Genomic DNA, 12,631 nt, shown 5'->3' on the forward strand with positions numbered 1-12,631 from the left:
GGGTACGCATGAAGGCGCGAAGCGAGCACGCTCGGAAACGCCGGCGCGGGAGCGGAACGGCCTTCGTCCGGTCGCTTCTCCTTCCCGTCCTGCCCTTTCTGCCAGCCTGTCAGGGCAGCGAGGCCGGTCCGCCCCTCGTCGTGCAGCGCGACAGCGCCGGCATCGAGATCGTCGAGGCCATGCGGCCGCTCTGGGGCGACTCGAGTCTCTGGAGCATCGACCCGGATCCGCTCGTCGACCTCACGCTCTCGGGCAATGGCCCCCACCACGAGTTCCATGGGCTCCGCGACATGAAGCAACGCCCGGACGGTTCGCTCATGGTTGCCGACGGGAGTTCCAACGAAGTGCGAGTATTCTCGGCGGCTGGTGAGTTCCTCGGGTCGTTCGGCGGGAGAGGCGATGGTCCCGGCGAATTCAGAACCCTGCGACGGATCGAGAGCGCGGGCGACACCCTCCTGGCCCTCGACCGCGGACGCCTCACCGTGGCCGCCCACGATCTGACGGTGGTCGGGACCTTCGACATCGACCCCTGGACGGTCGACCTGCACTACGTCGACGGGGGCCGGATCCTGCCGGAGATATCGCGGCCGGTGCTGCCGATGGATGGCCTGACCGGATCGGTGCGGCCTCCGCAGCCCCTCGTGCTCCTCGACCTGAAGGGGGCCCGGATCGACAGCGTCGGCGAACTGCGGGGCGCCGAGGTGCACGTCCTCGTCCGCGACGGCTCGTACGTCGGGACCGCGCCCCACTTTTTCGGCAAAGCGTCCCACGTGGCCGCCCTGGGCGGGCACATCCTGCGGGGATCCTCCGACGCGATGCGGCTGGAGGAACTGGACCTGTCCGGAAACCTCGTGCGCATCCTGCGAATCCCCGGCTATCCCCTGGATCTGAGCGACGCCCTGATCGCCGCCGAGCGGGACTTCCTGCTCGACGGCTTCACGCCCGGACACCCGTTGCGGGCGCCCTTCGAGGCCGCTCCCGTTTCGGACACCCGACCCGCCTTCACCGACATCCTCGTCGACCCCTCGGGAGCGGTCTGGCTGGAACTTCACCGGGGAAGAACCGAGCAGGACCAGCCGGAGAAGTGGCTGGTGCTGGACGCCGATGGCACGTGGCTCGGGACCGTCGAGATGCCGGACCGCTTCCGTGTGGCGCAGATCACCATGGACGCCGTACTCGGGGTCCGGGAGGACGCCCTCGACATCCAGCACCCCCAGCTCCTCCGCCTGACGAGGAACTGACCGGGAGACGTTCCCGCGGGAACGTCCCGCACCCCCGGGTGGGACCTCGGTGGCGGATTTGGTATACATTTTTCTCCACGAGAGACGCCGCGCGACGTTTCGTGGCGACAACCGCGTCGGGGATCCCGATCGATCTCACGGTCCGCTGCTTGTCAGGCGCGGTCGCTCTGACCACGTTCCACCCGACGTCCGTGACTCGAAGCCGAGGCCGGGCGTCTGGCAACCGACCGTACCCGGATGACCCGGAGGATCCCGATGCGCCGCGCCCTTGATCGAACGTTCGTGACGCACCTCTGCTGTGTGCTTTCCCTCTCCCTGTTCGGCCTCCTGGCCTGCGCGCCGGAGGACGGTGGCGAGGCCGGCGGCGGGGATGCCGGCGGCGGGGATGCCGGCGGTGGCGAGGCCGGTGCCGACGAAGCCTCCGGTGAGAGCCTCACGGAGCGCCTGATCGCGCGCGGGGAGTCGCTCGAGCTTCCGACGGAGTGGGATCCGCCCCCGGGCGAGCCCATCGTGCACCACACGGCGGGCTTCGCGAAGACGCTCTGTTCCGGGACCTTCATCACGGGGCTGGACTGGCGCGACGCGGCGGCCAACGTGGGCGGCTTCACGGCGCCCTTCCAGCACCGGGGCGCGGTCGTCGATACGGTCGTCGACATGGAGGCACAGACCGTGAGCCTCACCCTCGGCTCGGGGATCACGCGCACCGCCAAGCTGTACGGCAGCCAGGGCTGCATCACGCACCCGCTGGGCCAGGACTCGATCTACTTCACGCCGTCCGTCGTCGAGCCGATGACGCCGGATCCGGCGACCACGCCGTGGCCGATGGGGGACGTGCTCCCGGACGAGCCGTACCCGCCCGAGATCGACATGGACAAGGTCGGGCAGGCGGTCGAGACCGCGATGGACCAGGAGGGGATGACGCTCGGCTTCGTCGTCACCTACAAGGGGCGGATCATCGGCGAGGATTACGGCCCCGGCGTCGACATGCACACCCCGTTCGAGAGCTGGTCGAAGGGGAAGTCGCTCACCGGGACGCTGATGGCCGTCCTCATCCAGCAGGGCGTGTACGAGCTGTGGCAGCGCGCCCCGATCCCGGAATGGCAGGATGACGAGAGGAGGAACATCCGCATCGCGGACATCATGCGCATGTCGAGCGGCATCCGGATCGTCGCGCCGCAGGACCCGGACTACACGGAAGAGATGGGGTATCCCGACCACCTCTATCTCTACACCGGGGAGAACGCCTTCGAGTGGGCCGCGACCCGCCCGCAGCAGTGGGAACCCAACACGGTGGGACGATACCGGAACACCGACCCGGCGCTGACGAACTACCTGGTCCGCCTCGGCGTCGAGGGGCGCGGCGACGACTATCACGCCTTCCCGCAGCGGCACCTGTTCGACAAGCTCGGGATCCGGAACTTCATCATGGAGACGGACCCGAACGGCAACTTCCTCACCCAGGGCTACGAGTTCGGCTCCGCCCGCGACTGGGCGCGGCTGGGCAACCTCTACCTGCAGGACGGCGTGTGGGAGGGCGAGCGCATCCTCCCCGAGGGCTACGTCGACTACGCGATGGAGATCGCCCCCGCCTGGATCGCGGACGGACGGCCGACGTACGGCGGCGGCTTCCTGTGGAAGGACCTCGGCTTCCCGATCGAGGATGACTACGGCGGCTTCGCGGGCGCCGGCGGCCAGTACACCGTGTTCATCCCCGCGCGCGGTCTCGTCATCACCCGCCTCGGCAAGTACACGGGGGCCGGCCCCGGCGGAGAGAACCTGAGAGCCGCGATCGCCCTCCTGATGGAGGCCGTCCCCCCGATCGGCGACTAGCCGGCCGGTTCCCGGCGCGCCGCCGCGAGGCGACCCGCGCGGGAGGGCAGGTCCGGGGCGTCGAGGATTGTGGCGACGAGGTCGAAGTCGTCGCGGGGGCCCGTCCATTCGAGGTCGTCCACGCTCGCTGACACCGGGGCGTCCCGGACGAGCGTGGCGAGGCGCCGGAAGAGGAGCGCGTCGTCCAGTCCGTTGCGCAGCGTTTGGGCGAGGCGTTCGGGGCCGCGCACGGCGACGTCCCATTCTCTTCCATCCGAGGGGATGTCCTCGATGCGGCCGTAGCGCGCGAGGACGGCGGCCGCCGTCTTGGCGCCGAAGCCTCGGATGCCGGGGAATCCGTCCGCGGAGTCTCCCACCAGGGCCAGCCAGTCGGGGATCGCGGCGGGCGGGACCCCGAACTTCTCGATGACGCCGGCCTCGTCGCGCAGGAGCCGCTGCCGCCGGTCGAACTGCACGATGCGGTCGCCTTCCACGCACTGGGCGAGGTCCTTGTCCGGCGTGCAGATGAAGACGCGCTCCACGCGCGGGTCCGCGGCGGCCATCGCGGCGCCGGCGGCCATCGCGTCGTCCGCCTCGTGCTCCACCATCGGCCACACGACGAACCCCGCCGAGGCGAGCGCCTCCTCGACGAGCGGGAACTGCGAGAAGAGCGCCGGGTCGATGCCCGAGCCGTCCTTGTAGCCGGGCCACAGCTCGTTGCGGAAGGATTCAATGACGCGGTCGGTGGCGATGGCGACGTGCGTGGCCCCGCCCTCGAGGAGGCCGAGCATCGAAGCCACGACCCCGCGTGCCGCTCCGACCTCATGACCCCCGGCGTTCTTCGCCGAGGGCGCGCCGTAGAAGTGCCGGAACAACTCGTAGGTGCCGTCGATGAGGTGGACCTGCACGCGAACTCCGCCTTCCGCTGACGCCCCGCCGCGACCCTCCGCCCCGTCCCGCTCCCGCCTCCGAAGCGTCGTGCGTCAGAGCGCAGTGTGCAACGGCCCGGTCCGGGGACTGGTGCCGAAGGGGCGCCGGTGTACCTTTGGTGGCCTTCCGCCGGCCCCGCGGCCGGCTGTGGGTCCCGGTCCCGCTGTGAGGCGTTCGACGTGAGCCAGCTCCAACCAGTTCCGACCCCCGAGGGCGCCGCCGCCGCGCCCCCGCTCACGCGCGAGGCGATCGCGACGGCCGACCGGGTCGTCCTCAAGGTGGGGACGGGTGTCGTCACGCATGATGATGGGACGATCGCCCTCTCACGTCTCTTCCGCGTGGTGGAGAGCGCGAGCCGCCTGCGGCAGGAAGGTCGGGAGGTCCTCATCGTGACTTCGGGAGCGGTGGGCCTGGGACGCGTCGCCCTCCAGCTCCCCGAACCGCCCGAGACGGCCCAACTGAAGCAGACGTGCGCCGCCATCGGCCAGAGCCGGCTCATGGAACTCTACCAGCAGGGGTTCGCCCGGCTCGGCGTCACCTGCGCGCAGATCCTCATCACGTGGACGGACTTCGACGACCGCGTGCGCTACCTGAACCTGCACGAGACGCTCCAGAGCCTCTTCCGGCTCGGCGTCGTCCCGGTGGTGAACGAGAACGATGCCATCTCGCTGAACGATCGCGTGTACCGGGGGACGGGCAAGCGGCCGATCTTCGACGACAACGACCGGCTGGGGGCGCTGGTCGCGAGCGAACTGGCGGCGGATCTGATCGTGCTTCTCACGGATGTGCCGGGGGTCATGACGGCCGACCCCAGGCGCGACCCGGACGCGCGGCTGGTCGCCCGGATCGACCGGCCCGATGAGCACGGACTCGACGTGGACGGCCGCTCCGGGCTCGGCCGGGGCGGGATGGCGAGCAAGCTGGAGGCGGCCCGCGTCGCGTCGCGCGGGGGCTGCCACACCGTCATCGCGTCGGGGGTCGATCCGGGCGCGCTCGACCGCGTCCTGGCCGGCGAGGAGGAGGGAACGTGGATCCCGCCGCGCGCCGCCCTCTCCTCGCGCAGCCGCTGGATCGCGTACTGTTCGCACCCGCGCGGAACGCTGGTCCTGGCGGAGGGGGGTGCCGAGCGTCTCCAGGACGGCGAGCCCGTGAGAGCCGGGGACGTCGCGCGGGCGGAAGGCGAGTTCCGTCGCGGCGACGTGGTCGAGGTGCGGGCGCTCGACGGATCCCTGGTCGGGCGGGGCGTCGTCGCGCTCGACTCGCGGCTCGTCCTCCAGGCGACCTCCCACCAGGCGGGGGCCGGCGTCCAGATCGTGGGGCGGGAGCATCTCATCCTCAAGGAATCCTGATGGAAGCAACGACGATGGAAGCGACGACACTGAAGCGGGAAGCGACGGAGCGGGCACCGACGGAGACGCTGAGGAAGCGGGCGGCCGGCGTACGGGCGGCGCAGCGCACCATCGGGAGCGCCGAGGCGGAGCGCAGGACGGCGGCGCTCCGCGCGCTGAAAGCGGTCCTGGTGCGCTCGCGGGCCGAGATCTCGCGGGCGAACGACGAGGACCTGGCGCGCGCGGCGGAGGAAGGGCTTTCGGGGTCCCTCCTCCACCGGCTGGGGCTGCCGGACGCGAAGTTCGAGAGCCTGCTCGAAGGGATCGACGCGCTCGTAGACGGCGAGGACCCGATCGACCGCGTCCTCACGCGCACGGAGCTCGACGAGGGGCTCGTGCTCGAGCGCGTGCGCAGCCCTCTGGGCGTCCTCCTCATCATCTTCGAGAGCCGGCCCGACGCGGTCATCCAGATCGGGTCCCTCGCCATCCGCTCCGGCAACGGCGTCATCATGAAGGGCGGCCGCGAGGCGGCCCGCTCCAACGAGGCGCTCGTCGGCTGTCTGCGGCAGGCGCTGGAGGAGGCCGGCCTCGATCCCCGCGCCGTCCTCGGCGTCCCGGACCGCCGGGATGTCGACGAACTGCTCGCGCTCGACGACCTCATCGACCTCGTGATCCCGCGGGGGTCGGGGGCGCTGGTCCGCTCGATCCAGGAGCGGAGCCGGATCCCGGTGCTGGGGCACGCGGAGGGCGTGTGCCACCTCTACGTGGACGCGTCGGCGGACCCGGAGATGGCGCTACGGCTCGCCGTGGACGGGAAATGCGACTACCCGGCGGCGTGCAACGCGACCGAGACGCTGCTCGTCCACGAGGCCTTCCTGCCGCGGCTGGGCCCGGTCGGAGAGGCGCTCCGCGAGCGCGGCGTCGAACTCCGCTGCGACGAACCCTCGCGCCAGGTCCTGCCGTGGGCCGAGGCCGCGTCCGAGGAGGACTGGGGGCTCGAGTTCGGCGACCTCACGCTGGCGGTGCGGACGGTGGCGGGCCTGGAGGAGGCCGTCGACTTCATTCACGCGCACGGGAGCAGCCACACGGACGCGATCGTGGCCGAGGACCCGGCTGTCGCGGAACGGTTCCTGAAGGCCGTGGACGCGGCGAGCGTGTTCCACAACGCAAGCACCCGCTTCGCGGACGGCTTCCGCTACGGGCTCGGGGCGGAGGTCGGGATCAGCACGGCCCGCATCCACGCACGCGGCCCGGTCGGCGTCGAGGGCCTCCTCACGACGCGCTGGCTGCTGCGCGGCGAAGGACAGGGCGCCGCGGACTACGGCCCAGGCAAGCGCAGCTTCACCCACCGCCCTCTGGACGGTTGAATACGGTCTGAACGCGCGGGACGTTCCCGCGGGAACGCCGCCGACCAGCCGCTGCCGCCGGCCAGCCGCCGCCGGCCGCTACGGAATGCGGCGTACGCGGATGTTGCGGTACCAGACGGGGTCGCCGTGGTCCTGGACGCCGAGATGGCCCTCGTGGTGGCGGCCGTAGTCGGGCCACTCCACGAACTTGCTCCCCGCCACCAGCGCCTCCCACTCGTCCGAGCCGATTTCGTACTCGACGACCTGAACGCCGTTCAGCCAGTGGACGACCTGGTTGCCGTGGCGGACGATCCGGACCTCGTTCCACTCGCCGGCCGGGTTCGAAACGTCCTCCGGCGGCGCGTGCAGGCCGTAGTTCGATCCCGCCGAGGTGAGCGGATTGCCGCCGTCGTAGTGCCCCGCGTTGTCGAGCACCTGCATCTCCGGGCCCGATTCGAACGCGCGTTCGGTGTTCTCGGAGATGCCGAAGAAGATCCCGCTGTTGCCGCCCTCGCCGACCTTCCACTCGAGGCGCAGGTCGAAGTCCGCATAGGTTTCACGCGTGATGAGCGTCCCGCCCCCGACGCCCGGCGTGAAGGCGAGCGCGCCCTCCTTCGCGCTCCAGCCCGCGGGGACGTCATCCATCCGGAACCCCCGCCACGCGTCGAGCGATTCCCCGTCGAAGAGGAGTTCGAAGCCCTCCGCGGCTTCCTCGGCGGAGAGTCGGTTGGCGGCCATTTGCGCCTCGACATCCGCGTCGGCCGGCGCCGCGTCCCCCGTCTCCGACCCCGCCTCCGCCTGCCCGCACCCGGCCGCGCCGACCGCGCCGAAGGTCAGGAGGGCCGACGTTGCAGCGGACGACAGCTTGAACGAATCGATACGTCGCTTCACGGATGAACTCCACGTTCCGAACCGAATTGAGTGGCTCGCCTCACGGTAGACCCCGCGCCCGACCGCCACAACCACGCGGGCGCCGAAACCGCTAGCTTCCATGGCCAGGGTTCGGTACGCTGCGCTGGAGTCTGAAGGGGGTTTACATGTTGTCCATACAGCTTCCAGAAGAGATCGAAGCGCGACTCGACCGTCTCGCAAGGAAGACGGGTCGCACGAAGAGCGACTATGCGTGTGAAGCCATCCTCGAGAAGATCGAGGATCTGGAAGACGTGTATCTGGCCGAACAGGTTCTGGACCGCATCCAGAAGGGGGAGGAAGAGGTGGTGAGTGCGGAAGAGATATGGCGTGAGTTGGAGGATTGAATATGCTCATCGCCGCGACATATACCAGTAGAGGGTACCGCTACAATCGCTAGCGGCGGCCGCCGGCGATGCGGGTGGCTTCGGGGCGGCGGCGCAACGCAAGCATGCTCCAGGTGCCGAGGGCGGGGCCGATGGCGAGGGGGGCGAAGGCCCACTCCCAGCCCAGCGCCGCCTCCCACACCGGGACGAGGCGGATGGTGGCGACGGTAAGCAGGAAGCCGATCGCCGTCTGCAGCGTGAGCGCGGTGCCGACGTACTCGGGTTCGGCGAGTTCGCTCACGCAGGCGGAGAACTGGGCGGAGTCGGCGACGATCGCGAACCCCCACACGAGACAGATCCCCGCGACCGGCCAGACGGGGCCGCCGAACAGGGGCCCGATGGCCAGGCAGCAGGCACCGCTCAGCACCATGCTCCAACTCGTCACGGCGGTCCGCCCCACACGGTCCGCGAGCACGCCGGCCGCGGCGGCGCCCAGCCCTCCGGCCGCGATCGTCCCGAAGGCCAGGTAGGAGGCGAGGGAGGGGGTCGTGCCCCCGCTCGCGTCCGCCGCGAAGCTCGCCGCCAGGAAGGCCGGGATCCACGTCCACATGGCGTAGAGTTCCCACATGTGCCCGAAGTAGCCACCGTTGGCGAGCATCGTCGCGCGATCGGCGATGATGCGCCGCACGGCCCGGGGGTCGAACGGCGCGGCTGGCGCCTGGTAGGGACCGGTCCGGAGCCCGGTCGCGGCGAGGACCGCCGCCACGACGGCGAGGCCCGAGGCGAGCAGGAGCACCGGCTGCCAGGCGCCGATCCCTCCGAGCGGACGCAGGAGATGAGGCGTCGCGCTCCCGACCGCGAGGGCGCCGATGAGGATCCCGATCGCCGTCCCGCGCCCGCCGCGGAACCATCCCGCGACGATCTTCATGCCCGGCGGATAGACGCCCGCCAGCGCGACCCCCGTCGCGAACCGGAGCACGACCGCGAGGGCGAGGCCTTCGGCGAAAACCGCGATCGCCGCCGTGGCGGCGGCGCCGAGAAGCGCCGACCCCGCGATGAGCCGGCGCGGGTCCCACACGTCGGACAGCGTGAGCAGCGCGGAGAGGACGGCGCCTGTCGCGAAGCCGAGTTGGACCGAGGTCGTGAGCCACGCGGCCCCCGCATCGTCCAGATCCCACGCCTCGCGAAGCTCCGGCACCACCGCGCTGGCCGAGAACCAGAGCCCCATCGCGAGCAACTCGAGCAGCGCGAGCAGGGCAAGCTGTCCTGCCCTCCGCGAGCCAGGGTCCGGAGAGGGCGGGGTCATGGGCGTCGGCTACGCCTCGCTGTCGGCGAACTGTTGCTGCAGGCTTCGCACGACGGCGGGGTCGGCGAGCGTCGTCGTGTCGCCCAGCGCCCTTCCCTCCGCCACGTCGCGCAGCAGGCGGCGCATGATCTTCCCGCTCCGCGTCTTCGGCAGTTCGGCGGCGAAGATGAGGTCGGCCGGCCGCGCGATCGCGCCGATCTGCGCCGCCACGTGCCCCCGCAGCTCCTGGCGCAGCGCCTCGGACGTCTCCGTCCCCTCCACCACGCTCACGAACGCGGCCACCGCCTGTCCCTTGATCTCATCCGAACGCCCCACGACCGCGGCTTCCGCCACCGCCCCGTGGTCGACCAGCGCGGACTCCACCTCCATGGTCCCGATCCGGTGGCCGGCCACGTTCAGCACGTCGTCCACGCGGCCCATGATCCAGTAGTAGCCGTCCTCGTCCACCCGCGCCCCGTCGCCCGGGAAGTAGATGTCGGGCCATTTCGACCAGTACGTCTCGCGGTAGCGTTCCTCGTCTCCCCACACCCCCCGCAGCATCCCCGGCCACGGCGAGGTGATGGCCAGGTAGCCGGACTCCGCCGGGTTCCCCTCCTCGTCGAGGATCGCTGCCTCGATGCCGGGGAAGGGGACCGTAGCCGTCCCCGGCTTCGTGGTGATCGCCCCGGGGAGCGGCGTGATCATGATTCCGCCCGTCTCCGTCTGCCACCACGTGTCGACGATCGGGCAGCGGCCGCCGCCGATGTGGCGGTCGTACCACACCCACGCCTCGGGGTTGATGGGTTCGCCCACCGTCCCGAGCAGCCGGAGCGCGGAGAGGTCGTAGCCCGCCGGCCAGTCGTCCCCCCACCGCATGAAGGCGCGGATCGCCGTCGGCGCCGTGTAGAACACCGTCACCGCGTAGCGCTCGCACAGCTCCCAGAAGCGGCCCCGGTCGGGCCAGTCGGGCGATCCCTCGTACATCACCACCGTCGCCCCGTTCGAGAGCGGGCCGTACACGATGTAGGAGTGGCCCGTCACCCACCCCACGTCCGCCGTGCACCAGTAGATGTCGTCCTCCCGGAGGTCGAACACCCACTTCGCGGTCGCGGTCACGTGCGTCATGTAGCCGCCGGTCGTGTGCATCACGCCCTTCGGCTTCCCCGTCGTCCCCGAGGTGTAGAGGATGTAGAGCAGGTCCTCGGAATCCATCGGCTCGGCGGGGAAATCGGCGTCCGCCGCGGCGATCAGGTCGTGGTACCAGTGGTCCCGGCCCGCGGTCATGTCGCACGACGGCGTGTCCACCGCGTCTCCGTGGGGCGCGGCCCTGGGGTCGGTCACCGCGGAACGCCGGACGACGACGACGCTGTTCACGTAGTCGAGACCCTCGATGGCCGCGTCCGTGCTCGCCTTGAGCGGGATGATCCCCCCGCGGCGATATCCTCCGTCCGCCGTGATCACGCACGTGGCATGGGCGTCCTCGATCCGGTCGCGAAGGGACTGCGGCGAAAAGCCTCCGAAGACGACGGAGTGCGGGGCGCCGATGCGCGCGCAGGCGAGCATGGCGACGGCGGCTTCCGGAACCATGGGGAGATAGATCGCGACCCGGTCTCCCTTCCCGACGCCGAGCCCCTTCAGTGCGTTCGCGAAACGGCACACTTCCTCGTGCAACTCGCGGTAGGTGTAGCGCCGCACGTCTCCCGGCTCGCCCTCCCAGATCAGCGCCGTCTTCGAGCCGCGCGCCTGGAGGTGGCGGTCGAGACAGTTGTACGCGGCGTTGAGCGTGCCGCCGACGAACCACTTCGAGAACGGAGGATCCCACTCCAGCACCGTGTCCCAGGGCGTGAACCAGTCGAGCCGTCGCGCCCACGCCTCCCAGTACGCCTCGCGGTCCCGGCCGGCCTCGTCGTAGGGGCCGCGATCGCCCACATGGGCGGCCGCCACGAAGTCCGCCGAGGGTTCGAAGGTCCTCTGTTCGTCCAGCAGGACGTCGATTTCCCGGTGCTGTTCTGTCATGGAATCGCTCGAATGGGAGGGGAGGAAGGGACGGGCGCGCTTGTCACGGAGCCGCCGGCGACGCCATCTAGTGTCGACCTTGGTGTGCCGGCCGGGGGCCGCTTGGCGTGACAGTAGACGACGTCCGGCGGCGCAGGCAAGCACCCGGCGCCGCAGGCAGGCACCCGGCGACGAAGCACGGAGTTTCATGACGGAAGACACGCTGGTCCTCATCCTGATCATCGCCGGATCGCTGGGCGGGCTCCTCGCCCTCGCCTTCGGCATCTGGGTGGGACTCGGCTCTCCGGGGCTCTACGACAAGTACGCGCCGACGGGACGGGCGCCGCGCGAGTCGCCCTGGCGCTGGTTGCTGGGGGGGCGGCAGCGCGCCCGTTCGAGCCGCTTCGATGCGGTGATGCGGGAGGCGGAAGCCGACGGGGAGGAAGACGGGGAGGACGAGCGGGAAGAGCCCGAGCGGTACTCATCGAAACCGGACTTCAGCCGGGGGCGTCGCTTCCAGCGATGAGTCCGAAGCGGTGAATCTGCCGGCGGACCGTCACGGACGGGTGCGCCGCATACTCCTGTGGGTGCTGCTCGCGAACGTGGGGGTGATCGCGGCGAAGCTGATCGTGGGGCTGCGCTCGGGGTCGATCGCCGTGCTGGGGGACGCGGCCCACTCGGGCGTGGATGCGATCAACAACGTCGTGGGTCTCGTCGCGATGCGCCTCGCGGCCGCCCCCCCGGACGCCGAACATCCCTACGGACACGGCAAGTTCGAGACGCTCGCGGCACTCGCCGTGGCGGCCTTCCTCTCGGTCACCTGCTTCGAACTCGTTCAGAGCGCCTTCGAGCGTCTCATCCGCGGCGGCGCTCCACCGGATCTCGAACCGGCGATGATGATCGTGCTCCTCGCGGCCCTCGTCGTGAACGGGGCGGTCGCCCTCGGCGAGGCGAGGGCGAGCCGGAGGTTGTCGAGCGACATCCTCGCCGCGGACGCCCGGCACACGGCGTCCGATGTCCTGGTGACGGCGGGAGTTCTGGTCGGGCTCGCGATCACCGACTGGACCGGCTGGGCCCCGGCCGATGCATGGCTCGCCCTCGCCGTGGCGCTCGTCGTGGCCCGATCCGGATACAAGATCCTCCGCGAAACCATCCCCGTCCTCGTCGACGAACGGGCGGTCGATCCGCGCGAGATCGAAGACGTGGCGGGCCGGGTGCCCGGCGTGCGCGCCGTGACCCGGGTCCGCTCACGCGGCAAGTCGGTCGGGCGCTTCGCGGAACTCACGATCCGGGTCGCACCGGAGGAAACGGTCGTCAGCGGCCACGAAATCGCCGATGAAGTGGAGCGGCGGGTCGCGGCCCAGATCGGATTCACCGACGTGACCGTGCACGTCGAACCGCACGGCTAGCTAGTTCTCGTCCGCAAACTCGCAAGTTGTTGATGTATTGTTAGATGTATCAC

Annotated in this window: 11 protein-coding genes; 7 read left to right on the forward strand and 4 right to left on the reverse strand. The window is 70.6% G+C overall.

Going from position 1 to position 12,631, the window contains the following annotated elements:
* The first annotated feature begins 8 nt into the window (after nucleotides 1–8).
* Together RN743_RS13945 and RN743_RS13950 are read left to right on the forward strand one after the other, a co-directional pair.
* Nucleotides 9–1,241 (forward strand): hypothetical protein, encoded by a 1,233-nt coding sequence (locus tag RN743_RS13945; RefSeq protein WP_310780725.1) that lies wholly within the window; start codon nucleotides 9–11, stop codon nucleotides 1,239–1,241.
* Between the two features lie 255 nt (nucleotides 1,242–1,496).
* A complete protein-coding gene (locus tag RN743_RS13950; protein ID WP_310780726.1) occupies nucleotides 1,497–3,071 on the forward strand; it encodes a serine hydrolase in 1,575 nt (524 codons plus the stop codon).
* On the opposite strand, the gene RN743_RS13955 is transcribed toward RN743_RS13950, so the two are convergent.
* Nucleotides 3,068–3,958 carry a 5'-3' exonuclease H3TH domain-containing protein gene (locus tag RN743_RS13955; protein ID WP_310780728.1) on the reverse strand — a complete coding sequence of 297 codons (891 nt, stop codon included), beginning with the start codon at nucleotides 3,956–3,958 and terminating at the stop codon, nucleotides 3,068–3,070. The two genes, RN743_RS13950 and RN743_RS13955, sit on opposite strands and share 4 nt — an antisense overlap.
* Before the next feature lie 201 nt (nucleotides 3,959–4,159).
* Here RN743_RS13955 and proB point away from each other — a divergent pair, with 201 nt between their 5' ends.
* Nucleotides 4,160–5,329 (forward strand): glutamate 5-kinase, encoded by a 1,170-nt coding sequence (gene proB / locus RN743_RS13960; protein WP_310780729.1) that lies wholly within the window; start codon nucleotides 4,160–4,162, stop codon nucleotides 5,327–5,329.
* Entirely contained in the window at nucleotides 5,329–6,675 is a 1,347-nt protein-coding gene (locus RN743_RS13965; RefSeq protein ID WP_310780730.1) for a glutamate-5-semialdehyde dehydrogenase, read from the forward strand. Before proB ends, RN743_RS13965 begins: the two co-directional genes overlap by 1 nt.
* Before the next feature lie 78 nt (nucleotides 6,676–6,753).
* Here RN743_RS13965 and RN743_RS13970 read toward each other — a convergent pair whose 3' ends face one another.
* Nucleotides 6,754–7,545, reverse strand: a complete 792-nt coding sequence (locus tag RN743_RS13970) for a DUF1080 domain-containing protein (RefSeq protein ID WP_310780732.1) — start codon at nucleotides 7,543–7,545, stop codon at nucleotides 6,754–6,756.
* A 146-nt stretch (nucleotides 7,546–7,691) separates the two neighbouring features.
* On the opposite strand from RN743_RS13970, the gene RN743_RS13975 reads away from it, so the two are divergent.
* Nucleotides 7,692–7,910 (forward strand): DUF6290 family protein, encoded by a 219-nt coding sequence (locus RN743_RS13975; RefSeq protein ID WP_310780733.1) that lies wholly within the window; start codon nucleotides 7,692–7,694, stop codon nucleotides 7,908–7,910.
* 49 nt (nucleotides 7,911–7,959) lie between these two features.
* Here the strand turns inward: RN743_RS13975 and RN743_RS13980 are convergent, their stop codons facing one another.
* Complete coding sequence (locus RN743_RS13980; RefSeq protein WP_310780734.1) at nucleotides 7,960–9,195, reverse strand: MFS transporter; 1,236 nt, start codon at nucleotides 9,193–9,195, stop codon at nucleotides 7,960–7,962.
* 9 nt (nucleotides 9,196–9,204) lie between these two features.
* Nucleotides 9,205–11,190, reverse strand: coding sequence for an acetate--CoA ligase (gene acs, locus RN743_RS13985; RefSeq protein WP_310780736.1), 1,986 nt, complete (start codon nucleotides 11,188–11,190; stop codon nucleotides 9,205–9,207).
* Between the two features lie 187 nt (nucleotides 11,191–11,377).
* Here acs and RN743_RS13990 point away from each other — a divergent pair, with 187 nt between their 5' ends.
* Both RN743_RS13990 and RN743_RS13995 read left to right on the forward strand, forming a co-directional pair.
* Nucleotides 11,378–11,695: a hypothetical protein gene (locus tag RN743_RS13990; RefSeq protein ID WP_310780737.1), complete on the forward strand. Its 318-nt coding sequence runs from the start codon at nucleotides 11,378–11,380 to the stop codon at nucleotides 11,693–11,695.
* Nucleotides 11,696–11,705: 10 nt separating this feature from the next.
* A complete protein-coding gene (locus RN743_RS13995; RefSeq protein WP_310780738.1) occupies nucleotides 11,706–12,578 on the forward strand; it encodes a cation diffusion facilitator family transporter in 873 nt (290 codons plus the stop codon).
* The last annotated feature ends 53 nt before the right edge of the window (nucleotides 12,579–12,631 follow it).

Origin of the sequence: Candidatus Palauibacter scopulicola (assembly GCF_947581915.1) — a bacterium.
GTDB classification, from domain to species: Bacteria; Gemmatimonadota; Gemmatimonadetes; order Palauibacterales; family Palauibacteraceae; genus Palauibacter; species Palauibacter scopulicola.

Coding starts and splice junctions, on each gene's coding strand:
- RN743_RS13965 (WP_310780730.1), top strand. CDS start 5,329: ATGGAAGCAACGACGATGGAAGCGACGACACTGAAGCGGGAAGCGACG.
- RN743_RS13975 (WP_310780733.1), top strand. CDS start 7,692: ATGTTGTCCATACAGCTTCCAGAAGAGATCGAAGCGCGACTCGACCGT.
- RN743_RS13990 (WP_310780737.1), top strand. CDS start 11,378: ATGACGGAAGACACGCTGGTCCTCATCCTGATCATCGCCGGATCGCTG.
- RN743_RS13945 (WP_310780725.1), top strand. CDS start 9: ATGAAGGCGCGAAGCGAGCACGCTCGGAAACGCCGGCGCGGGAGCGGA.
- acs (WP_310780736.1), bottom strand. CDS start 11,190: ATGACAGAACAGCACCGGGAAATCGACGTCCTGCTGGACGAACAGAGG.
- RN743_RS13980 (WP_310780734.1), bottom strand. CDS start 9,195: ATGACCCCGCCCTCTCCGGACCCTGGCTCGCGGAGGGCAGGACAGCTT.
- RN743_RS13950 (WP_310780726.1), top strand. CDS start 1,497: ATGCGCCGCGCCCTTGATCGAACGTTCGTGACGCACCTCTGCTGTGTG.